This window comes from Streptomyces deserti (assembly GCF_054782695.1).
Genome location: NZ_BAAGRZ010000043.1, coordinates 1 through 21,507, shown reverse-complemented (window position 1 = coordinate 21,507; position 21,507 = coordinate 1). Strand labels below are relative to the sequence as shown.

The 21,507-nt window shown below is 71.0% G+C and carries 19 protein-coding genes, 1 rRNA gene and 1 pseudogene; 5 read left to right on the top strand and 16 right to left on the bottom strand.

Annotated elements, in window-relative coordinates; all coding sequences use genetic code 11:
* Nucleotides 1-52 precede the first annotated feature (52 nt).
* A pseudogene (locus ACYVMZ_RS36480) lies at nt 53-515 on the top strand (DUF4232 domain-containing protein); the annotation flags it as partial.
* Between the two features lie 16 nt (nt 516-531).
* Here ACYVMZ_RS36480 and hemB read toward each other — a convergent pair.
* On the bottom strand, nt 532-1,524 hold the full coding sequence (gene hemB / locus ACYVMZ_RS36475; protein ID WP_461087181.1) for a porphobilinogen synthase: 993 nt from the start codon (nt 1,522-1,524) through the stop codon (nt 532-534).
* A 179-nt stretch (nt 1,525-1,703) separates the two neighbouring features.
* On the opposite strand from hemB, the gene ACYVMZ_RS36470 reads away from it, so the two are divergent.
* Complete coding sequence (locus ACYVMZ_RS36470) at nt 1,704-3,089, top strand: FAD-binding oxidoreductase (RefSeq protein WP_461087180.1); 1,386 nt, start codon at nt 1,704-1,706, stop codon at nt 3,087-3,089.
* 82 nt (nt 3,090-3,171) lie between these two features.
* Here ACYVMZ_RS36470 and ACYVMZ_RS36465 read toward each other — a convergent pair whose 3' ends face one another.
* The 5 genes from ACYVMZ_RS36465 to ACYVMZ_RS36445 all read right to left on the bottom strand — a co-directional run bounded on the left by ACYVMZ_RS36465 (nt 3,172) and on the right by ACYVMZ_RS36445 (nt 8,900).
* Nucleotides 3,172-4,896 carry a bifunctional uroporphyrinogen-III C-methyltransferase/uroporphyrinogen-III synthase gene (locus ACYVMZ_RS36465; protein WP_461087179.1) on the bottom strand — a complete coding sequence of 575 codons (1,725 nt, stop codon included), beginning with the start codon at nt 4,894-4,896 and terminating at the stop codon, nt 3,172-3,174.
* Nucleotides 4,893-5,888, bottom strand: a complete 996-nt coding sequence (gene hemC, locus ACYVMZ_RS36460) for a hydroxymethylbilane synthase (RefSeq protein ID WP_461087178.1) — start codon at nt 5,886-5,888, stop codon at nt 4,893-4,895. The genes ACYVMZ_RS36465 and hemC overlap by 4 nt, the downstream gene beginning before the upstream one ends.
* Entirely contained in the window at nt 5,885-7,576 is a 1,692-nt protein-coding gene (locus ACYVMZ_RS36455) for a glutamyl-tRNA reductase (RefSeq protein ID WP_461087177.1), read from the bottom strand. Before ACYVMZ_RS36455 ends, hemC begins: the two co-directional genes overlap by 4 nt.
* A complete protein-coding gene (locus ACYVMZ_RS36450; protein WP_461087176.1) occupies nt 7,573-8,334 on the bottom strand; it encodes a redox-sensing transcriptional repressor Rex in 762 nt (253 codons plus the stop codon). Before ACYVMZ_RS36450 ends, ACYVMZ_RS36455 begins: the two co-directional genes overlap by 4 nt.
* 287 nt (nt 8,335-8,621) lie before the next feature.
* Nucleotides 8,622-8,900 (bottom strand): glutaredoxin family protein, encoded by a 279-nt coding sequence (locus tag ACYVMZ_RS36445; protein WP_461087175.1) that lies wholly within the window; start codon nt 8,898-8,900, stop codon nt 8,622-8,624.
* Between the two features lie 174 nt (nt 8,901-9,074).
* Here ACYVMZ_RS36445 and ACYVMZ_RS36440 point away from each other — a divergent pair, with 174 nt between their 5' ends.
* The 3 genes from ACYVMZ_RS36440 (at nt 9,075) to ACYVMZ_RS36430 (ending at nt 12,703) form a co-directional block, all read left to right on the top strand.
* Nucleotides 9,075-9,992 (top strand): HAD family hydrolase, encoded by a 918-nt coding sequence (locus ACYVMZ_RS36440; RefSeq protein WP_461087174.1) that lies wholly within the window; start codon nt 9,075-9,077, stop codon nt 9,990-9,992.
* A gap of 457 nt (nt 9,993-10,449) precedes the next feature.
* A complete protein-coding gene (locus ACYVMZ_RS36435) occupies nt 10,450-11,220 on the top strand; it encodes an ECF subfamily RNA polymerase sigma factor, BldN family (RefSeq protein WP_461087173.1) in 771 nt (256 codons plus the stop codon).
* A gap of 235 nt (nt 11,221-11,455) precedes the next feature.
* Nucleotides 11,456-12,703, top strand: coding sequence for a DUF5667 domain-containing protein (locus ACYVMZ_RS36430; RefSeq protein ID WP_461087172.1), 1,248 nt, complete (start codon nt 11,456-11,458; stop codon nt 12,701-12,703).
* 82 nt (nt 12,704-12,785) lie between these two features.
* Here ACYVMZ_RS36430 and ACYVMZ_RS36425 read toward each other — a convergent pair whose 3' ends face one another.
* The 10 genes from ACYVMZ_RS36425 to rrf form a co-directional block, all read right to left on the bottom strand.
* Nucleotides 12,786-13,856 carry a lysophospholipid acyltransferase family protein gene (locus ACYVMZ_RS36425; RefSeq protein WP_461087171.1) on the bottom strand — a complete coding sequence of 357 codons (1,071 nt, stop codon included), beginning with the start codon at nt 13,854-13,856 and terminating at the stop codon, nt 12,786-12,788.
* A 14-nt stretch (nt 13,857-13,870) separates the two neighbouring features.
* Nucleotides 13,871-14,932, bottom strand: coding sequence for an NAD-dependent epimerase/dehydratase family protein (locus tag ACYVMZ_RS36420; protein ID WP_461087170.1), 1,062 nt, complete (start codon nt 14,930-14,932; stop codon nt 13,871-13,873).
* Nucleotides 14,933-15,205: 273 nt separating this feature from the next.
* Nucleotides 15,206-15,304 carry a 30S ribosomal protein bS22 gene (locus ACYVMZ_RS36415; RefSeq protein ID WP_003948845.1) on the bottom strand — a complete coding sequence of 33 codons (99 nt, stop codon included), beginning with the start codon at nt 15,302-15,304 and terminating at the stop codon, nt 15,206-15,208.
* A 167-nt stretch (nt 15,305-15,471) separates the two neighbouring features.
* Complete coding sequence (locus tag ACYVMZ_RS36410; RefSeq protein WP_461087169.1) at nt 15,472-15,687, bottom strand: helix-turn-helix domain-containing protein; 216 nt, start codon at nt 15,685-15,687, stop codon at nt 15,472-15,474.
* A 129-nt stretch (nt 15,688-15,816) separates the two neighbouring features.
* Nucleotides 15,817-16,632, bottom strand: a complete 816-nt coding sequence (locus ACYVMZ_RS36405) for a phosphatase (protein WP_461087168.1) — start codon at nt 16,630-16,632, stop codon at nt 15,817-15,819.
* A 480-nt stretch (nt 16,633-17,112) separates the two neighbouring features.
* On the bottom strand, nt 17,113-18,285 hold the full coding sequence (locus ACYVMZ_RS36400) for an acetoin utilization protein AcuC (protein WP_461087167.1): 1,173 nt from the start codon (nt 18,283-18,285) through the stop codon (nt 17,113-17,115).
* Nucleotides 18,236-19,486, bottom strand: coding sequence for an MFS transporter (locus ACYVMZ_RS36395; RefSeq protein WP_461087166.1), 1,251 nt, complete (start codon nt 19,484-19,486; stop codon nt 18,236-18,238). Before ACYVMZ_RS36395 ends, ACYVMZ_RS36400 begins: the two co-directional genes overlap by 50 nt.
* Nucleotides 19,487-19,541: 55 nt before the next feature.
* Nucleotides 19,542-20,189 carry an HAD family hydrolase gene (locus ACYVMZ_RS36390; protein WP_461087165.1) on the bottom strand — a complete coding sequence of 216 codons (648 nt, stop codon included), beginning with the start codon at nt 20,187-20,189 and terminating at the stop codon, nt 19,542-19,544.
* 91 nt (nt 20,190-20,280) lie between these two features.
* Nucleotides 20,281-21,246 carry a pectate lyase family protein gene (locus tag ACYVMZ_RS36385; RefSeq protein ID WP_461087164.1) on the bottom strand — a complete coding sequence of 322 codons (966 nt, stop codon included), beginning with the start codon at nt 21,244-21,246 and terminating at the stop codon, nt 20,281-20,283.
* A gap of 173 nt (nt 21,247-21,419) precedes the next feature.
* Nucleotides 21,420-21,507 (bottom strand): 5S ribosomal RNA (rrf, locus tag ACYVMZ_RS36380); the annotation flags it as partial.

Genomic DNA, 21,507 nt, shown 5'->3' with positions numbered 1-21,507 from the left:
GCCGCCCGCACGGCATGTCAGGACGGCACGGGCGGACTCGCCCGGAACCGGCAGGACCGGGGCCACCGGCCCCGAAGCGCCCGCGAACCGCGTCCTGTGCAACGGCTCCCACACCACCGTCACCGTCCAGCCGGTCCCCCGCCCCCTCAACCACCTGCTGATCACGGTGAAGAACACCGGCTCGAAGACCTGCGACCTGACGTACTACCCGGTCCTCCGCTTCGACGAGATGCGGTGGGTCCCGCAGCCGGTCAAGGAGTCACAGCCACAGGCGGTGACGACACTTCAGCCCGGCGAGTCCGGCTACGCGGGCGTCCTGCTGTCGGCCGCCGACGGCAGCGGCGACGGCGGTACGACCGGCCGCAAGCTCACGGTCGGCTTCCAGGGCGCCACCCCCCACAGCGACGGCGGCCCCGCCGCGACGCCGTCCCCGCCGGCCCAAGGGCGTGTACTACGACAGCTCGCTGTCGGTGACGTACTGGCTGCCGAGCAGGGCGGAGGCCCTCACCCACTGACCTGGCGTACGGAGGCTCAACTCAGTTTCTGGGCCACCTCGGTGGCCCAGTAGGTGAGGATGTTCCGCGCGCCCGCCCGCTTGATGCCGGTCAGGGCCTCGAAGATCGCCCGGTCCCGGTCGATCCAGCCCTTCTCGGCGGCGGCCTCGATCATCGAGTACTCGCCGGAGATCTGGTAGGCGGCGACGGGCACGTCCACGGCGTCGGCGACCCGCGCGAGGATGTCCAGGTAGGGGCCGGCGGGCTTGACCATCACCATGTCGGCCCCCTCCTCCAGGTCGAGGGCCAACTCCCGCAGGGACTCCCGTACGTTGGCGGGGTCCTGCTGGTACGTCTTCCTGTCCCCCCGCAGCGACGAGGCCACGGCCTCCCGGAACGGCCCGTAGAAGGCGGACGCGTACTTGGCGGTGTAGGCGAGGATGGCCACGTCCTCCCGCCCGATCTGGTCCAGGGCGTCGCGGACGACGCCGATCTGCCCGTCCATCATCCCGCTGGGGCCCACCACATGGGCCCCGGCGTCGGCCTGCACCTGCGCCATCTCGGCGTACCGTTCGAGGGTCGCGTCGTTGTCGACCCGCCCCTGCGCGTCCAGCACACCGCAGTGCCCGTGATCCGTCGTCTCGTCGAGACACAGATCGGACATGACGAGCAGTTCGTCCCCGACCTCGGCCCGCACATCCCGGATGGCGACCTGGAGAATCCCGTCCGGATCGGTCCCCGGCGTCCCGACGGCGTCCTTCTTCGACTCCTCCGGCACACCGAACAGCATGATCCCGGAGATCCCCGCCGCCACCGCCTCCGCGGCCGCCTTCTTCAGGCTGTCCCGCGTGTGCTGCACGACACCCGGCATCGCCGCGATCGGCACCGGTTCACTGACGCCCTCGCGCACGAAGGCCGGGAGGATGAAGTCGGCGGGATGCAGCCGGGTCTCGGCGACCATCCGACGCATGGCGGGAGTACTCCGCAGACGCCGCGGCCGCGTACCGGGAAAGGATCCGTACGTCGTCATGCCACCTACGCTACGCCCGCCCCAGGGGGCCCGATGCCGACGCGATGTCGGGGGAGGCACCCCGCAAGCCCAGGCCCCCGTATGCACACGGCACCCCCCGGGTCCATCCTGGAGAAACAAGGACCCGACGGCCTCCCCGACCGCCGCCGTCCCTCCGTACGCCCGCCACGGAGGACGCGATGAGCGCCACGCACCACACCCCCGACCTGTTCGCCCTCTCCGAGATCCGGGGCCCGGTGCTGCGCCCCGGCGACGACGGCTACGCCGAGGAGGTCACCGGCTTCAACCTGGCCGCCCTGCACACACCGGACGTGGTCGTCGGGGCCACCGGCACCGACGACATCGTCACCGCCCTGCGCTGGGCCTCGGCCACCGGCACCCCCGTCGCCGTCCAGGGCACCGGCCACGGCGCCAACTTCCCCATCGACCACGGGCTGCTGATCAACACCAGCCGTATGACCGACGTACGGGTCGACCCGGCCGAACGCACCGCGACCGCCGCCGCCGGCGCGAAGTGGCGGCACGTCCTGGACGCGGCGGCCCCCCACGGTCTCGCCGCACTCTGCGGCACCTCCACGGACGCGGGCGTGATCGGCTACACACTCGGCGGGGGCCTGCCGGTCCTCGGCCGGACGTACGGCTACGCCACCGACCTGGTCCGTTCCTTCCAGGTCGCCACCCCCGACGGAATGCTGCACGAGACGGACGACCGGCACGAGCCCGAACTCTTCTGGGCCCTGCGCGGCGGCAAGGGCAACGTGGGTGTCGTGACGTCGATGGTCTTCGACCTGTTCCCCCTGTCCACGCTCCTCGGCGGCGGCATCTACTGCCCCGGCGAGCACACCGAGGCCCTGCTGAAGGCCTGGGTCGAGTGGACCCGGCGCGTCCCCGAGGAGATGTGCAGCGCCTTCACCGTGCTCCGCCTGCCCCCCATCCCCCAGATCCCCGAGCCCCTGCGCGGCGGCTTCTGGGCCCGCGTCGCCATCGCCTACACCGCCGACCCGACCGAGGGCGAGAGCCTCCTGGCCCCGATCCGCGCGGCCGCGCCGGTGGCGGTCGACACGGTGGAGGAGATGCCGTACGCGGCCCTGGACCGCATCCACCTGGACCCGCAGGACCCACTCCCGGCCCGTGAGGCGTGCGCCCTCCTGCGCGACCTGCCCCCCGAGGCCGTCCGGGCGTTCCTCGACCAGGTCGGCCCCGCGGTGGACGACTGCCCCCTGCTCATGGCCGAGCTCCGTCACATGGGCGGCGCCCTCGCACGCCCCGCGCGCGTGGCGGACGCGATCTGCGCCCGTGACGCGAACTACTTCCTGGACACGGTCGGCATCCTCGCGGCCCCACCGGCCGGGGAAGCCGTCGAACGGGCCACGAGGTCCCTGTACGCCGCGATGTCCCCGTACAGCACCGGCCGCACGATGGTCAACATCCACGGCACCCCGGGCGACGAGTCCGACCGCGCCCGCGCCTGGACCCCGGAGATCTACGACCGCCTACGCCACGACAAGTCCAGGTACGACCCGGCCAACCTGCTCCGCTTCGGCCACGCGGTGACGCCCGCTTGACAGCGCAGCTGCGGGCAGCCGTGCCCCTGAGGCGGGCTGCGCACCCACCCCGCCCCGGCACCGAAGCCCAGCACGACCACGCCTACGTCGTCGTTCGCCTCCGCCGGCCCCCCGGCCGCCTCTCACTGGGCCGGGTAACAGGCTCCCCGGCCTCGATCGCCGCAGCCCGCCTGCGCATACCGAAGTCGGCGAGCGCCTCCGCCAGCTTGTGCACGGACGGCTCGGGCGCCATCACATCCACCCGCAGCCCGTGCTCCTCGGCCGTCTTGGCCGTAGCGGGGCCGATACAGGCGATCACCGTCACGTTGTGCGGCTTCCCGGCGATACCCACCAGGTTCCGCACCGTGCTCGACGACGTGAACAGCACGGCGTCGAAGCCACCGCCCTTGATCGCCTCCCGCGTCTCCGCCGGCGGCGGCGAGGCCCGCACGGTCCGGTAGGCCGTGACGTCGTCGACCTCCCAGCCCAGCTCGATCAGCCCGGCGACCAGCGTCTCCGTCGCGATGTCGGCCCGCGGCAGGAACACCCGGTCAATGGGGTCGAACACGGGGTCGTACGGCGGCCAGTCCTCCAGCAGCCCCGCAGCGCTCTGCTCCCCACTGGGCACCAGATCCGGCTTCACACCAAAGGCGATCAGCGCCTTGGCGGTCTGCTCCCCCACCGCCGCGACCTTGATGCCGGCGAAGGCCCGCGCATCGAGCCCGTACTCCTCGAACTTCTCCCGCACGGCCCTGACCGCGTTCACCGACGTGAAGGCGATCCACTCGTAGCGGCCCGTCACGAGCCCCTTGACCGCCCGCTCCATCTGCTGGGGCGTGCGCGGCGGCTCGACGGCGATCGTCGGCACCTCGTGCGGCACGGCCCCGTACGACCGCAGTTGGTCGGAGAGCGACGCCGCCTGCTCCTTCGTCCGCGGCACGAGCACCTTCCAGCCGAACAGCGGCTTGGACTCGAACCACGACAGCTGGTCGCGCTGGGCGGCGGCACTGCGCTCACCGACCACGGCTATCACCGGCCGCCCGCCGTCCGGCGACGGCAGCACCTTGGCCTGCTTCAGCGTCTGGGCGATGGTCCCCAGCGTGGCGGTCCAGGTCCGCTGACGCGTCGTCGTACCGGCGATCGTCACCGTCATCGGCGTATCGGGCTTGCGGCCCGCGGAGACCAGCTCACCGGCCGCCGCCGCCACGGAGTCCAGCGTCGTCGACACGACGACCGTGCCGTCCGAGGCGCCCACCTCCGTCCAGCACCGGTCCGACGCGGTACGCGCGTCCACGAACCGCACGTCCGCGCCCTGCGCGTCCCGCAGCGGCACACCGGCGTACGCGGGCACGCCGACGGCGGTCGCGATGCCGGGGACGACCTCGAAGGGCACCCCGGCCGCGGCGCACGCCAGCATCTCCTCGGCGGCGTACGCGTCGAGCCCGGGGTCCCCGGACACCGCACGCACGACCCGCCTGCCGCCCCGCGCGGCCTCCATGACAAGATGTGCGGCATCCCGCACAGCGGGGACGGCGACGGTTGTTGACGTGCCGTCAACAACCTTGAGCTGAGGCGTGCCTGTGCCCGGAGCCGGGTTCGAGGACGAACCCGGCGGATCCGACGGATCCGCGTCCGCGTGCACCTCGGCCACGCCTTGCCTGGCGTGCTTGCGGACGACGTCGAGCACCTCGTGCTCGGCGACGAGGACGTCCGCGTTCGCCAGCGCCTCGACGGCGCGCAGTGTCAGCAGTCCCGGATCTCCGGGTCCGGCACCCAGGAAGGTGACGTGCCCGTGTTCCGGACCGGCGGGAAGGGTGGTGGGGCTCACTGTGCTCGCTCCCCCATCAGACCGGCCGCGCCCGCGGCAAGCATCTCGGCGGCGAGTTCGCGACCGAGCGCCAGCGCTTGGTCGTGTGTCTCGGGCACGGGACCGGTGGTGGACAGCTGCACCAGCGAGGTGCCGTCGGTCGTGCCGACGACGCCCCGCAGGCGCATTTCCTTGACAATCTGCCCGTTGGCCTGGGGGTCCCCCCGCTCGAGCGGAGCCGAGAGTGGGGGAAGGTCGGCCAGCGCGCCCACAGGGGCGCTGCAACCGGCCTCCAGGGCGGCGAGCAGTGACCGCTCGGCGGTCACGGCGGCCCGCGTGAACGGGTCGTCGAGCTCGGCGAGCGCGGCGATCAGGTCCGCCTGGTCGGCGGCGCACTCGATCGCCAGAGCCCCCTGGCCGGGGGCGGGCAAAACCGTGTCGACCGACAGGAAGTCGGTCACCTCGTCGCTGCGGCCGATCCGGTTCAGTCCGGCGGCGGCCAGCACGACCGCGTCGAGCTCACCGGCCCGCACGTATCCGATGCGGGTGTCGACGTTCCCGCGGATCGGCACCGTCTCGATGTCGAGGCCGTGGCCGCGTGCGTACGCGTTCAGCTGCGCCATGCGGCGCGGCGAACCCGTGCCGATGCGCGCCCCGCGCGGCAGGTCCGTGAACTTCAGCGCGTCCCGGGCGACGATCACGTCCCGCGGGTCCTCGCGCTCCGGGATGGCGGCCAGGACCAGGTCGTCGGGCTGCGTGGTCGGCAGGTCCTTCAGCGAGTGCACCGCGAAGTCGACCTCGCCGCGCAGCAACGCGTCGCGCAGCGCGGTCACGAAGACCCCCGTGCCGCCGATCTGCGCCAGCGCCTCACGGGAGACATCGCCGTACGTGGTGATCTCGACGAGTTCGACGGGCCGTCCGGTCACCTGGCTCACGGCGTCCGCCACCTGCCCGGACTGGGCCATGGCGAGCTTGCTCCGCCTGGTACCGAGCCGTAGTGCCTTGTCGCTCATGCTGGCCCTCGGTTCTTCTCGGTGGTGCTGTCCTCGGCCCGGGAGACGGCGGCCACCGTCTCGGGGTCGAGGTCGAACAGGGTCCGCAGCGCGTCCGCGTACCCGGCGCCGCCGGGCTCGGCCGCGAGCTGCTTGACCCGTACGGTCGGCGCGTGCAGCAGCTTGTCGACCACCCGCCGCACGGTCTGCGTGATCTCCGCGCGGTGCTTGTCGTCGAGGCCGGGCAGCCGCCCCTCCAGCCGGGCGATCTCGCTGGCCACGACATCGGCGGCCATGGTGCGCAGAGCGACCACGGTCGGCGTGATGTGCGCGGCCCGCTGCGCCGCCCCGAACGCCGCGACCTCATCGGAGACGATACGCCTGACCTGGTCCACATCGGCAGCCATCGGAGCCTCCGCGGAGGCCTCGGCGAGGGACTCGATGTCGACCAGCCGCACCCCGGCCAGCCGGTGCGCGGCCGCGTCGATGTCGCGCGGCATCGCGAGGTCCAGCAGGAACAGCACGGGAACCGGACGCGGCGGCTCGGCGACCGGCTCGGGCCGGCGCCGCTCGGGTATCCGGCCCACAGTCGCGGCGGTCGCGGCCAGCGCGCTGATCAGCTCCGCGTCCGCCTCGGGCGTACGACGGGCCCCCTCGCGGCGCTCCACTGCACCGCCCGAGACCCACGCGGCGTGCTGCTCCAGCGTCGCGGCGTCCATGCCGGCGACCGCCGCCTCCCCCATCACGGAGAAGCCGGGCTGCACGGCGGACAGGTCGAGCGGGCAGCCCTCGTCGCTGCCGACGGCGGTCGGCGGCAGCTGCCGCTCGGGCGTACGCCCGCTCTCCTCGAAGGCGACGGGCTCGCCCGTACGGCCCTGCACCGCCGCCGCGACCGCGTCGGCCGACAGCACGAGCCCCGTCGCCCCGGTGCAGGACACCACGACATCGGCACGTGTCAGCTCGACCGGCACCGACTCCATCGGTACCGCGCGGGCCGGCACGCCGGTGTCGTCGCCCTCGCCCAGGATCTGCGCGAGGCGCTCGGCACGGTCGTACGTACGGTTGGCGATCACGACCTCGGCGACCCCGGACCGCGCGAGCGTCGCGGCGGCCAGCGAGGACATCGAACCGGCGCCGATGACCAGCGCCTTCTTGCCCGAGGCCCACTGCTCGACCGCCGTACCGACGGCCAGCTGCTCCAGGCCGAAGGTGACCAGGGACTGCCCGGCCCGGTCGATGCCGGTCTCGGAGTGGGCGCGCTTGCCGACCCTGAGCGCCTGCTGGAACAGGTCGTTCAGCAGCCGGCCGGCGGTGTGCAGCTCCTGCGCCCGGGCGAGCGAGTCCTTGATCTGGCCGAGGATCTGCCCCTCGCCCACGACCATCGAGTCCAGCCCGCAGGCCACCGAGAACAGGTGGTGGACGGCCCGGTCCTCGTAGTGCACGTAGAGATAAGGAGTGAGCTCCTCCAGGCCGACACCGCTGTGCTGGGCGAGCAGCGTGGACAGCTCGGCGACACCGGCGTGGAACTTGTCCACGTCGGCGTACAGCTCGATGCGGTTGCAGGTGGCCAGCACGGCGGCCTCGGCGGCCGGTTCGGCGGCGACCGTGTCCTGCAGGAGCTTGGTCTGCGCGTCCGCGCTCAGCGACGCCCGCTCCAGCACGCTGACCGGGGCGCTGCGGTGGCTCAGACCGACGACGAGGAGACTCATGCCGGCATCACGGCGGGTACGTCCCCGTCGGGCCCCTGGTCGGCGGCGGACTCCTTGCGGGCGGCGGCCGGTATGGCCGCCTGGGCCGCGGCCTCCTCGCCGGCCTTGCGCTGCTCGTGGAAGGCGAGGATCTGCAGCTCGATGGAGAGGTCGACCTTGCGTACGTCGACGCCGTCCGGGACGGACAGCACGGTCGGCGCGAAGTTCAGGATGGAGGTGACCCCGGCGGCCACGAGCCGGTCGCAGACCTGCTGGGCGGCACCGGCGGGGGTGGCGATGACCCCGATGGACACCCCGTTGTCCTTGATGATCTTTTCCAGGTCGTCGGTGTGCTGCACCGGGATCCCGGCGACCGGCTTGCCGGTGAGCGCGGGGTCGGCGTCGATGAGCGCGGCGACCCGGAAACCGCGGGAGGCGAAACCGCCGTAGTTGGCGAGGGCGGCGCCGAGGTTACCGATACCGACGATCACAACCGGCCAGTCCTGGGTGAGCCCCAGCTCGCGGGAGATCTGGTAGACGAGGTACTCGACGTCGTAGCCGACCCCCCGGGTCCCGTAGGAGCCGAGGTACGAGAAGTCCTTGCGCAGCTTCGCGGAGTTGACCCCCGCCGCCGCCGCGAGCTCCTCGGAGGAGACCGTGGGCACCGAGCGCTCCGAGAGCGCGGTGAGGGCTCGGAGGTACAGCGGAAGCCGGGCGACGGTGGCCTCGGGAATCCCTCGGCTACGGGTCGCCGGTCGGTGAGTTCGGCCAGTTGCCACGGTGCTCCTGCGGGTAGAGCGGGGCTGTAGGCGGTCATACGTCCCTACATGACCGCCCCGTCGAATGCAGGCTATGTCTTTGTGAACGCGTGCACAAAGATGGTGTCCGTTTTGCCCGGCCAAAGTGACCGGGGTCACGCGCCCCCGGCGCAGCCGCAGGGAACCGGCGCACGAGCACCATCGTTCCTTCGCTTCTGGGGGCAAAATCGCACACTCTCCTTACGCATCCCGCCCCCGAGACCAAGCCGCCGTCGATCCTAAGCGACGTTCCGGCCACTTTGGACTGCTCAGTCAGTCAGGGCCCTGCGGAGGCGCTCCTCGTTCACGCGCCAGAACGTGTGCTGCTTGCCGTCGACGAGGACGACGGGGATCTGCTCCCAGTACCGGTCGTGGAGTTCCTGGTCCTGGGTGATGTCCTTCTGCTCCCAGGGGACGCCGAGATCACCGCACACCTTCTCCACCACGACCTGCGCGTCGTCGCACAGGTGGCAGCCGGGCTTGCGGATGAGGGTGACGAGCCGGTCCTGAGGGGGCCTGCGACGGAAGAGGGGACTCATGTCGGCCATTCTCGCGCGCCGGCACGGCAGGGGAACCCTCGGAAGCGCCCGGCGCCGCACCAGGCGACGCGCCAGGCAACACGCCGCCCGGGATCTGCCCTTTAACGACACAGTCGTGGAGAGTTCACACCCTCCAAACCTCTCGACTCCGGAACCACCGAACAGACTGGCTATGCTCACGCCATGGCCGCTCTCGGATGGCTCACTCCCCGTAGGCGCTCCGCCACGGCGCGGAGCGTGTTGGCAGGCGAGGCCTCGGCGGAGGCAGCCCGCAAGTCCTCGCAGGAGACCGCCGGTACGACCGAGGAACCCCAGTTCCCGGTGCACGGCGACGACAAGGCCGCCGCCTTCTTCGACCTGGACAACACCGTGATGCAGGGCGCCGCGCTCTTCCACTTCGGGCGGGGCCTGTACAAACGGAAGTTCTTCGAGACGCGCGACCTCGCGAGGTTCGCCTGGCAGCAGGCGTGGTTCCGGCTGGCCGGGGTGGAGGACCCCGAACACATGCAGGAGGCACGCGACTCGGCGCTGTCGATCGTCAAGGGCCACCGGGTCTCCGAGCTGAAGTCGATCGGCGAGGAGATCTACGACGAGTACATGGCCGAGCGCATCTGGCCGGGGACGCGGGCGCTGGCCCAGGCGCACCTGGATGCCGGCCAGAAGGTGTGGCTGGTGACGGCCGCCCCCGTCGAGATCGCCCAGGTCATCGCCCGCCGCCTGGGCCTGACGGGCGCGCTCGGCACGGTGGCCGAATCGGTCGACGGCGTCTACACGGGCAAACTGGTCGGCGAACCGCTGCACGGCCCGGCGAAGGCCGAGGCGGTCCGCGCACTGGCCGCGGCGGAGGGCCTGGACCTCTCCCGCTGCGCCGCGTACAGCGACTCCCACAACGACATCCCGATGCTGTCGCTGGTCGGCCACCCGTACGCGATCAACCCGGACTCCAAACTCCGCAAGCACGCCCGCCAGATGGACTGGCGCCTACGCGACTACCGCACGGGCCGCAAGGCAGCGAAGGTCGGCATCCCCGCGGCAGCGGGCGTGGGCGCGGTGGCCGGCGGCACGGCAGCGGCGATCGCACTGCACCGACGCCGCCGGTAGCGCCCACGGGTGCGTTGTGGGCCGGGGCCGCGCCGAGCTGCGCGACCCGCCCCGCCCCGGCCCCCACGCACCCACCCGGCAACTCATCACACCGGTCAACCCGGCGGTCAACCTGATGACCCCGGACCAACATCGCCACGCCCACCGCAAACCCGGCCAATCCAACTGGCGTACCCCCACAACCCCCTGTCCAGTCCTCTTGGCTGCACACGGCCACAACACGCCCCGTACCCACCCGCAATACGAACTCATCCGGTCAACAATCGGTCACCACCCGGCACCTGATCGAGCGCCAATCGGTTACAGAAGCGACGTAATCGATGATTTGAGCAACTGGGTGTAGCAGCGCCTGCACGAAGCGTTATTCTCCTCAGACGCAAACCGGTACCCCTCCGTCGCTACGACGGGTGAAAGGTCCCGCACTGCACGTGATGGAAGCTCTGCCTCTGGGAGTCCCGTGTACCCACACGTCGGGGTTGACGCCTCGGGCCTGGCTACGCTGCGCGCAACGGTCCTCGACCTGTTGCGCGGCTTCGTCCCCACCGCGTACGCCGTCCCCGCATTCACCACCGCCGCCCCCGTCGGCCCGTGCTACGCGCTCGCCGACGGCAGCGCCGCGGTGGGCAGACGCGGCCGCCCGTCCGGAGCGGCCACCGCACGCCGCCCCGCCGCGGACAGCGACAGCGCCCGCATGATGGACCTCGTCGAGCGGGCCCAGGCCGGCGAAGCCGACGCCTTCGGCCGTCTCTACGACCAGTACAGCGACACCGTGTACCGGTACATCTACTACCGGGTGGGCGGCAAGGCGACCGCCGAGGACCTGACGAGCGAGACCTTCCTGCGCGCCCTGCGCAGGATCGGAACCTTCACCTGGCAGGGGCGCGACTTCGGCGCCTGGCTCGTCACCATCGCCCGCAACCTCGTCGCCGACCACTTCAAATCCAGCCGCTTCCGCCTCGAGGTCACCACCGGGGAGATGCTCGACGCCAACGAGGTCGAGCGCTCCCCCGAGGACTCCGTCCTCGAGTCCCTCTCCAACGCCGCCCTGCTCGACGCCGTACGGCGGCTCAACCCCCAGCAGCAGGAGTGCGTGACGCTCCGCTTCCTCCAGGGCCTCTCCGTCGCCGAGACCGCCCGTGTCATGGGCAAGAACGAGGGCGCCATCAAGACCCTCCAGTACCGGGCCGTCCGCACCCTCGCCCGGCTCCTTCCCGAAGACGCGCGCTGACCGGAGCCACGCTCGGCAACGGTCAACTCACGTTCCGCGAAAGTCCGTTGGCCTCCCGATCCGCTCAACCGTCGTCCGTAACCCAAGTGCCGCGCCACTCGTTGTGCGGGATGCAGGCTCCCTGTGGTCACTCTCTGGCCGACTTCGATCACTCGATCGAGTGGATCCGGTCAGGGCGTGGAACCCTCAGGACCCCCTGGGGAGTCGACCGTCATGACGAGAGGAGGTGCCGCCAGTGATCGCGAACGTATCGGCGCACCGGCGGGCGAACGCCTTCGCCCAGGCCCTGGAGGAGCAGTCCGATCGGGGCCCGGCGGCCGAGCAGTCCGAAGGATCGGCACCGGCCCCGGCCGCTGCGGAACAGACCGAGCAGGCGCGCCTGCTGGCGCTCGCCTCCGGTCTCGACGCGCTGCCCAAACCGGAGCTGGACCCGGAGGTCAAGGTCGTCCAGCGGGCGCAGCTGGTGGCCGCCTTCGAGGCCATGCTGCAGGAGGGCACCGCGGCAGGCGAGGCGGCGGATCCCGCGGTCCCCGGGCAGCGGACGCGGGCGCGGGGTGCTCACCGGGCGAGCCCGGTGGGGAGGTTCCGACCGCGTTCGCGGCTGGCCAAGGGCCTGACCGCGGGCGGGCTCAGCGTCGGTGTGGCCGCGGGCGCCTTCGGCGGAGTCGCCGCCGCCAGCTCCGACGCCCTGCCCGGCGACTCGCTCTACGGCCTCAAGCGCAGCATCGAGGACGTGAAACGCGGCCTGGCCGACGGGTCCGACGAGCGGGGCCGGGTCTACCTCGACCAGGCGTCCACCCGCCTGAGCGAGGCCCGCCGGCTGATGGAGCGCGACCGCGGCGGCCCTCTGGACCACGAATCCCTCGGCGAGATCCGCCGCGCCCTGTCCGGCATGCGGCACGACGCGTCGGAGGGCCACCGGCTGCTGCGCGAGGCGTACGAACGCGACCCGGACTCCCTGAGCCCCATCCAGGCCCTCGACGCCTTCTCCCGCTCGCACCGCGACGCCTGGGGCGCACTGCGCGACAGGCTGCCCGTCCAGCTCGGGGACGTCAGCGAGCAGGTGTCGTCGGTGTTCGACGCCATAGACGAAGACGTCGCCCCGCTGCAGTCCCTGCTCCCCCAGCCCCCGGCCCAGGGCAGCGGCGGAGCGGGCGGGCGGCAGGGCAGCTCCGGTCCGGCGTCCACCGACTCGTCCGGCTCCGACCGTCCCCAGACCCCGAGCACCGGCAGCGGGCACACCGACGCGGGCAGCTCCAGCAGCGGCAGCCCCAGCCGGTCGGCCGGCTCCGGAAGCGACAGCGACGGCCTGCTCGGCGGCAACACCGGCGGCCTGCTTGACCCGCCGAAGGACAGCGGCGCCAGCGCGTCGCCGTCCACGGGCGGCAGCACGCCGACCACCGAGCCGGACGTCACGCTCCCGCCGCTCCTCCCCCGCCTGCTGCCCCCCGGCCTGGGCATCGAGGGCGAGGACGCGAACTAGCCACCCGTACGACAGTGGGGGCGCCCTTCGAGCGAGGGGCGCCCCCGTTGTCGTACCCACGGAAGACGTGGCCCAGAAGAAGTCAGAAGAAGACCGAGCGGCGCTGCACCAGCAGCTTGTACAGCGTGTGCTGGATCTGTTCCCGGACCTGGTCGGTCAGGTTGAACATCAGCATCGGGTCCTCGGCCGCCTCCGGCGGATAGCCGTCCGTCGGGATCGGCTCGCCGAACTGGATGGTCCACTTGGTCGGCAGCGGGATCGCGCCGAGCGGGCCGAGCCAGGGAAACGTCGGCGTGATCGGGAAGTACGGGAAGCCCAGCAGCCGGGCGACCGTCTTGGCGTTGCCGATCATCGGGTAGATCTCCTCGGCCCCGACGATCGAGCAGGGGATGATCGGCGTCCCGGCGCGCAGGGCCGTGGAGACGAAGCCGCCGCGGCCGAAGCGCTGCAGCTTGTAGCGGTCCGCGAAGGGCTTGCCGAGGCCCTTGAAGCCCTCCGGCATCACCCCGACCAGTTCGCCCTGCTCCAGCAGCCGTGCCGCGTCCTCCGAGCACGCCAGGGTGTGGCCGAGCTTGCGGGCCAGTTCGTTGACCACCGGCAGCATGAACACCAGGTCGGCGGCGAGGAGTCGGAGGTGGCGGCCGGCCGGGTGGTGGTCGTGGACGGCGACCTGCATCATCAGGCCGTCCATCGGCAGCGTCCCGGAGTGGTTGGCGACGATCAGGGCGCCGCCCTCCGACGGGACGTTCTCGATGCCCTTCACCTCGACCCGGAAGTACTTCTCGTACACCGGGCGCAGCAGGGACATCAGGACCTGGTCGGTGAGCTCCTCGTCGTAGCCGAAGTCGTCGACCTCGTAGTCCCCGGTGAGGCGGCGGCGCAGGAAGGCCAGGCCGCCCGCGATGCGCCGCTCCAGGCCGCCCTCGTCCCCCGGCTCGGGCGGCGGCTGTTCCTCACGGGTCACAGCTACATCATCCTGCGAGGACGCCCTGCCGGGCAGGGGCTGGACCTCGCGGACCTCACCGACCTCGCGTACCAGCGCGGGCTCCCCGCCCTGGCGCCGGCTCCCCGCACTCCGGCGCCGCGCCGGGCGCGTCACGGCGCTCCCGCGGCTCCGGTCGTCGTCGAACGGAATGACCTTGGCGTCCGCCATCGTTGATGCGCTCCTCAGTTGGCGCTCTGCGTCGGGGGGTGGCCGCTGCCCGGGACGGGCAGCGCGGCGATCCGGTCGACGGCCCCCGCAAGGGCCTCCGGCGGAAGCAGTCCGGGTCCGCGGCTGCGCGCGAAGTCCGCGAACGTCTCCGCGGTCGTGTACTTCGGCTGGAATCCCAGCGTCTCGCGCATCTGGGTCGTGTCGACCACCCGACCGTGGGTCAGCAGCCGGATCTGCTCCGGCGAAAAGTCCGTCATGCCCAGCGTACGCACCAACGAGCCCGCCCACGTGACGGCGGGCAGCAGGAGGGGCACGGTGGGGCGGCCGAGGCGCCGGGAGCACTGGGAGAGCAGCAGGACACCGTCGCCGGCGATGTTGAAGGTGCCGCTGTTGAGCGTGCCCCGCCGCGGCTCGTGCGAGGCGATCCGCAGCACCTCGATCACGTCGTCCTCGTGCACGAACTGCAGCCGCGGGTCGTAACCGAACACGGTCGGCAGCACGGGCAGCGAGAAGTACGAGGCGAGCGGGGTGTCCGCGGCCGGTCCCAGGATGTTCGCGAACCGCAGCACGCACACAGCGACGTCCGGCCGGCGCCGCGCGAACCCGCGCACATACCCCTCCACCTCCACCGTGTCCTTGGCGAAGCCGCCGCTGGGCAGGGACTTGGGCGGGGTCGTCTCGGTGAAGACGGCCGGGTCGCGGGGCGCGGACCCGTAGACGTTCGTACTGGACTTCACGACCAGCCGCTTGACGGCAGGGGACTTCTGGCAGGCACCGAGCAGCTGCATGGTGCCGATGACGTTGGTCTCCTTCAGCGAGGCCCGGCTCCCGCTGCCCAGCGGCGTGCCCGTGACGTCCAGATGGACGACCGTGTCGGCACCCGACTCGGCGAGCACGCGCGCGATGGTCGGCTGCCGGATGTCGGCCTGGACGAAGTCCGCGCCGCCCAGGTGGTGCTCGGGCGGCACCGCGTCCACGGCCACGACCCGGTCCACCTCGGGGTCACGCTGGATCCGTCGTACGAACCGGCCCCCCAGCTGGCGGGCCACTCCGGTCACGAGCACGACCTTGCCCAAGATCAGCGCCTTCCTTCCAGAACGCTTCCAGAACGTCGTATTCCGCTGCGTTCCCCTGTGGGGCCAACTTAGCGGGTTGTCGTTGCGCTGTGATGACCGCCCGATGCACGAAGTGACGAGAACAGCCAGACGTACGACCAGACCAGCCAGGGTGCCCGTCCAGGCGTACGCACAGGGTTCGACCCGCCGCACGAAGCCGCCGGACACACATGTGGCCCCCCACCGGTGGGTGGGGGGCCACAGCACGCTCTCGCGGTGTCGCGTCGCGCGACCTTACTTCTTGTTACGACGCTGCACACGCGTGCGCTTGAGCAGCTTGCGGTGCTTCTTCTTGGCCATCCGCTTGCGCCGCTTCTTGATAACAGAGCCCACGACTACCCTCGCTCACTTCTCATCACTCGGTTGTTTGGGCGCCATGGGCCCACACGACCTACGAGGGGCTAGCCTACCCGCCCGCGCGCTGAGGTCGTAATCGAGGGGGTCGGAGAGATCCGGGGAGATCCACTTGAGTGCCCTGTACGGATCTCCCCGGATCCTCGTCAGGCTGTTTCCACCCCCACGTAGCTCTCGCGGAGGTACTCGTGAACCGCTTGCTCGGGGACGCGGAAGGACCGCCCCACCCGGATCGCGGGCAGATGACCGCTGTGCACCAGCCGGTACACGGTCATCTTCGACACTCGCATCACCGAGGCGACTTCCGCCACGGTAAGGAACTGAACCTCGTTCAGAGGCCTCTGATCGTCAGCTGCAGCCATGACACACCTGAACCTTCCGCACTCGACGGCCACCGGCTTCCCCTTCCGGTGACTCTTCGTCGCTGCGTGCTCACTCCCCAGACTAGGGGCGGGTGATGCGAGTGGGGAAGAGGTGCACCCATCGGCGGCCTACTGTGACAGACACGCTCGATTGAGTACGTAGCGGGTCAGCGGCCGGTAGTAATCAGACCGCACGCCGTCATCAAGTGGAACGACGAGGGACACGACCCCCTCCGCCTCCCCGACGAACAGCGCGGGGTCGTCCGTATCGGCGAGCCCGATGGCCTCGAACCCCAGCTGACCTGCTCCGCAGACCCATCCGTGGTCTCCGATCACCAGCTCGGGCAGCGGTTCGCCGGCCTCGGCGGCCGCGGCCAGCGCGAGACGAACCGGGAGGGGAGAGTGCGTGTGTGCGCCGGGCTCACAACCGGGGCGTTCCGTGCCGGGCTCTCGCAGCAGCGCGACTCCTCGTACGTAGGTGAGGTTGTACGTACGTAGACCGAACCGGGTCGTTATGTCGACACAGCGACCCTGCGCCGGGGTGAGGACAGTACATCCCGCCGCCGACAGGGCGTCTGCCAGGGCGGCGTAGAAACCCAGCAGCCGATGGGGGTGCCCGGTGCCGAACAGCACGCGCGCACGGCACTCGGCGGCCAGGGCGAGCCGCTCCGCGAAGGCATCCAGAGCGGCCAGGGTCCGCCCCGGATCGATCACATCATGGCCGGATATCCGCCAGGGATCGGCCGAAAACCCACACCGATCCGCCATCAACTCGATCAATTCCCGCTGCCCCCATACCCCTTCAGGGTCGATCCCGATCAGCACACGAGGATCCCGAGCAGCGAACAACCGATACCGGCGGAGACTCTCCTCCCGAAGCGTCGCCACGGTCCCGGCGAGCCTAGCGGCAACGAGGTGCGCGCGGAGGGCCTGGGGGGTCAGCACGGATTGATGGTGGTGGACGGGCATTGGCCATACCCGGGGAACGGGGAAACTGGGCACGCTTGGCGTAACGGGGGGCTGAGCGCGTCGGGCATGCAACAGGGGGACGGTCGGGGCACTTGCGCACAGTCGGCACCGACGCCGCTGCAGGCAGCGGCCCGTACCCCGCGGGCCTGCGCGCCGCTGGCCGACACGGCGGGCGGGGCGGCACCCGCCAGCCGCCCGGCGCCGCATCCCCTCACAACGCACGGCCGAATCCACTCCCCGCGCACAGCCCGACCTGCGAAGGACACATCGCCCGGCCCGCCAACCGCCCGGCGCCGCACCCACTCACAACGCACGGCCGAGTCCGCTCCCCGCGGGCAGTCGTGCTGCCTGGGGCGGCACGGGTGGGCGCGGCGGCACCCCGCAGCGCCGGGTTGCGCAGCCCACCCCGGCCCCAACGCCGGGCACCTGGCCAACGGACGGGTCTCCGCCCAACCACTACGCCAACAACCCCCGCAACGGAAATACCGCCCGCCGAGCCGCCACCACCGCCTGATCCAACCGATCCGCAGGGTCGTACCCCACCTCCCACGAGGCCCAGGAAACCGGCCACCGCCCATCAGTCATCCGCACCGGCGCCAACTGCCGAGTCCGAGCGAACACCTCCTGCCGCCATGCCTCGGGAATCATCGCCTCGGGCTCCACAGCCCGCCCCGCCGCGATCCCCACCAGGTGCGTCCACGACCGCGGCACCACATCCACCACGGCATACCCACCCCCACCCAGCGCGACCCAACGCCCCTCGGCGTACTCGTGCGCCAGGTCATGACAGGCGGCCTGCACCGCCCGCTGCGCATCCAACGACACCGCCAGATGCGCGAGCGGATCCTCGAAGTGCGTATCGGCCCCGTGCTGCGTCACCAGCACCTGCGGCCGGAAGTCGGCGATCAGCTCCGGCACCACCGCATGGAACGCCCGCAACCACCCCGCGTCCCCGGTCCCCGCCGGCAACGCCACGTTCGCAGCCGACCCCTCCGCGGCCTCGCCGCCCGTCTCCTCCGGCCACCCGCTCTGCGGGAACAACGTCCGGGGATGCTCGTGCAGCGAGATCGTCAGCACCCGCGGATCGTCCCAGAACGCCGCCTGCACCCCGTCCCCGTGATGCACGTCCACATCCACGTACGCGACCCGCTCGGCCCCCAGCTCCAACAACCGCGCGATGGCCAAGGAAGCGTCGTTGTAGATGCAGAAGCCGGACGCCGCCCCCGGCATCGCATGGTGCAGCCCACCCGCGAAGTTCACCGCGTGCAGCACCTCCCCGCGCCACACGGCCTCCGCCGCCCCCACCGACTGCCCGGCGATCAGCGAGGACACCTCATGCATCCCCGCGAAAGCCGGATCGTCCAGGGTCCCCAGCCCGTACGACTGATCCGCCGCCCGCGGATCGGCAGAAGCCGCCTTCACGGCCTCGATGTAGTCCTCCCGGTGGACGAGCCGCAGCGTCGACTCCCCGGCCGCCTTCGCCGCGACCACCTCCACCTCACGGTCCAGCCCGAAGGCGTCGATCAGCCTCCGGGTCAGGGCGAGCCGGACCGGGTCCATCGGATGGCCCGGGCCGAAGTCATAGCCCGTTACTGCCTCGTCCCACATCAGCTGTGCGCGGCCGCTCATGCCCGCCACCGTATCGGTCCGGTTGAGCAGCGAACGACCGGGCGTACACGAGCGTCACCAGCACCAACACCATCGGTACGAGCATGGCCCCGCGGTAGCTCCACGCGTCCCCGAGCGCCCCGACCAACGGCGAACCGACCAAAAACCCCACATAATTGAAGACATTGAGCCGCGCGACGGCCGCATCCGAAGCCCCCGGGCCGTGCTTCTCAGCGGCATGCCGCCCGGCCGCCGCGAACGTCTGCGGCACCAGCACGCACAACCCCAGCCCCAGCAGCGTGAACCCGAGCATCCCGGCCCACGCCCCGGGCGCCCCCGCCACCACGGCGAACCCGCAGGCCGCCACCAGCGCCCCGCCCCGCACGACCGCCACGGCCCCGAACCGCCGCACCCCGAAGTCCCCGACGGCCCGCCCCAGCAGGGTCGTCACCATGTACACGTTGTACGGCACGGTCGCCAGCTGCTCGGAACTCCCCAGCACGTCCTGCAGATACTTCGCGCTCCAGTTGGAGACCGTCGAGTCCCCGATGTACGCGAACGTCATCACCAGGCAGAACGGCAGCAGCCACGTGAAGCCGACGCCCCCGCCCTCACCCACCGCCTCCGCCACGGGCCCGACGCCGTCCGCGTCGACGTACCACCGACTCCCCACCAGAACAGCCGGCAGCAGCACCAGCACGACCGGCAGATACGACACCCACAGCGCCAGATCCCAGTGCGCCCCCACCCACGCCAGCGAGGCCCCGACGATCCCGCCCAGGCTGTACACCGCGTGAAAACCCAGCATGATGCTGCGCCCGTACGACCGCTGCAGGCTCACCCCGAGCATGTTCATCGACGCGTCCAGCGCACCGACGGCGAGCCCGAACGCGGCGAGCGCCACCCCCAGCTCGACCATCCGCTCCCCCGCGCCGACCCCGAGCAGCGCCAGGAGCACCACGGGCTGGGACCACCGCAGCACCCGGCTCGGCGGCACCCGCCGCACCAGCCGGCCCGTCAGCACACTCCCGGCACCGGCGAGGATCGGCACGGCGGCCAGGAAGGCGGGCAGCTGTGCGTCGGAGACGCCGTACCGGTCCTGGATGGCCGGAATGCGCGTCACGAGCAGCGCGAAGGCGACCCCCTGTGCGAGGAAGCTGAACGCCAGAGCCGCCCGACCGCGCCGCAGCCCGGCCGGTATGCCGGCCATCCCGTCTGTCATGGCGGCACAGCGTAGGGCCCCGGCCTACTCCGGGGTAGAGGAAGTTGAATTCTGCTCAGCTTTTGAGCAGAGCGGCCAGTTCCCCCATGTCGGAGAAGAGCCGCGTGGCCCCCGCGAGCCGCGCCGCGGGCGTCATCGCCGTATACCCGTAGACGTCCATGCCGGCCGCCAGCGCCGCCTGCACCCCGAGAGGACTGTCCTCCACGACGACACACCTCTTCGGCGCCACCCCCATGGCCGCGGCAGCGTGCAGGAAGAGATCGGGCGCAGGCTTCCCCCGCCCGACGTCCTCGGCACTGAAGACCCACGCCTCCAAGAACCACCGGTCCAGCCCGGTGGTCCGGTGCGAGAACCGGATCCGCGCATGCCGCGCGGAGGAGGCGACACAGTACGCCACACCCCCGTCCCGCAGCCCACCGAGCACCTCATCGACCCCGGCCACGGGCCGCAGCTCCCGCTCGAACGCGGCAAGAGTCCGCGCCAGCAACTCCTCCCCGAACTCGCCGGGCAACTCCCTGCCGTACCGCTCCCGGACGGTGTCGAGGATCCGCTGAACGGACCCGCCCATGTAGTCGCGCACGGATTCCTCGTACGTCGTGGGATACCCCAACTCGCTCAGATACGCGGCCAGTACGGCATTGGCGAGGGGCTCGCTGTCCACGAGCACCCCGTCGTTGTCGAAGATGACGAGGTCATAGCGCATCCCCCGACCCTAGACGCCGCGCACAGCCCGACGGGCAGCCACCCGGCGGACCAGTACGCGGCGCCAGGACACCGAATCGGCTCTACGACTCTCAGGCGCCGATCTTCCCGACACCGGCCCCGGCCCGCACCAGCGAGGGCACGTCGGCCACCGGATCCAGCGTGTACGAGTAGAAGGTCCGCGGCTCGGTCACGCTGCCGTTGGTCTCACAGGTCCCGGACCCGACGAACTGGTTGCCGCGCTGCACCAGCCGCCCCGGACCGGAGTCGGCATACCCGCTGGCCGAGTAGCAGGGATGAGGCACATTCTCGAAGTAGTTCGCCTCGACCAGCACGCCGGCGTTCATCGTCGACGCGATCCCGTACAGCTCGTTGTTCCGGTAGTAGTTGTTGTACACGTGCACCGGCTCACCGAACCGCACCCGCGGATTCCGCTGCCGCGACCCGTCGAAGTAGTTGTGATGGATGGTCACTTTCAGCTTCCCGGCGTCCTGGCCGCCGTTGCCGTCCGAGTGACCGATCAGCATGTTCTTGTCGGTCTTGTTGAACCAGTTCCAGGACACGGTGACGTACTCGGCCGCCCGGTTGATGTCGAGGGCCCCGTCGACCGGAGCGACGAACTCGTTGTGGTCGATCCAGATGTGATGCGATTCCCGCCCGATGTTGACGGCGTCGTCCTCGGCGTTGGTGAACTTGATGTTGCGCACGATGACGTTGTACGAGCGGTAGAAGTCGAGCCCGCCGCCATTGATGACGCCCGACGTACCGACCCCGATGATGGTCTTGTTCGGCCGCACACCCTGCTTACTGGTGATGTCGATGGTGCCCTGCACCCTGATGACCAGCGGCCCGACGGTGTCGATGTACTCCAGGAACTGCTCGGACGTGGTGGCGGTGACCGTCGGACCGCCGGCCCCGCCCGTGGTCCCGTTCTGGCCGAGCGCGTTGACGGCGGCGAACCCGGTCGGAGCGGTCTCGGCCAGCGGCACCGCGGCCGACCCGACCGCACCCGCCTGGCCCCCGAACCCCAATACGCCTAGCAGAAGGACGAGCGCCATCGTTAACGAGGACGATCTCATGGCGTACCTCCGCAGATAGAAAGCGCTTTCTGAGCACCGAACGACCTAGAAGGTAAGGGCGTGTCCCGAGCATGTCAATGCTCAATTACGGCCAGATGTCATGCCGAAAGCCCCGCACCAGTGAACCCGGTACGGGGCTTTCATCAAGAATTGTTCGGCGGCGTCCTACTCTCCCACAGGGTCCCCCCTGCAGTACCATCGGCGCTGTAAGGCTTAGCTTCCGGGTTCGGAATGTAACCG

What these genes read in the sequence shown, in the direction of transcription:
- ACYVMZ_RS36425 (WP_461087171.1), bottom strand. Translation starts at nt 13,856, where the DNA reads ATGGCGGACGCCAAGGTCATTCCGTTCGACGACGACCGGAGCCGCGGG.
- hemB (WP_461087181.1), bottom strand. Translation starts at nt 1,524, where the DNA reads ATGACGACGTACGGATCCTTTCCCGGTACGCGGCCGCGGCGTCTGCGG.
- ACYVMZ_RS36410 (WP_461087169.1), bottom strand. Translation starts at nt 15,687, where the DNA reads ATGGCTGCAGCTGACGATCAGAGGCCTCTGAACGAGGTTCAGTTCCTT.
- ACYVMZ_RS36385 (WP_461087164.1), bottom strand. Translation starts at nt 21,246, where the DNA reads ATGGCGCTCGTCCTTCTGCTAGGCGTATTGGGGTTCGGGGGCCAGGCG.
- ACYVMZ_RS36470 (WP_461087180.1), top strand. Translation starts at nt 1,704, where the DNA reads ATGAGCGCCACGCACCACACCCCCGACCTGTTCGCCCTCTCCGAGATC.
- ACYVMZ_RS36440 (WP_461087174.1), top strand. Translation starts at nt 9,075, where the DNA reads ATGGCCGCTCTCGGATGGCTCACTCCCCGTAGGCGCTCCGCCACGGCG.
- hemC (WP_461087178.1), bottom strand. Translation starts at nt 5,888, where the DNA reads ATGAGCGACAAGGCACTACGGCTCGGTACCAGGCGGAGCAAGCTCGCC.
- ACYVMZ_RS36455 (WP_461087177.1), bottom strand. Translation starts at nt 7,576, where the DNA reads ATGAGTCTCCTCGTCGTCGGTCTGAGCCACCGCAGCGCCCCGGTCAGC.
- ACYVMZ_RS36390 (WP_461087165.1), bottom strand. Translation starts at nt 20,189, where the DNA reads ATGCGCTATGACCTCGTCATCTTCGACAACGACGGGGTGCTCGTGGAC.
- ACYVMZ_RS36395 (WP_461087166.1), bottom strand. Translation starts at nt 19,486, where the DNA reads ATGACAGACGGGATGGCCGGCATACCGGCCGGGCTGCGGCGCGGTCGG.
- ACYVMZ_RS36445 (WP_461087175.1), bottom strand. Translation starts at nt 8,900, where the DNA reads ATGGCCGACATGAGTCCCCTCTTCCGTCGCAGGCCCCCTCAGGACCGG.
- ACYVMZ_RS36400 (WP_461087167.1), bottom strand. Translation starts at nt 18,285, where the DNA reads ATGAGCGGCCGCGCACAGCTGATGTGGGACGAGGCAGTAACGGGCTAT.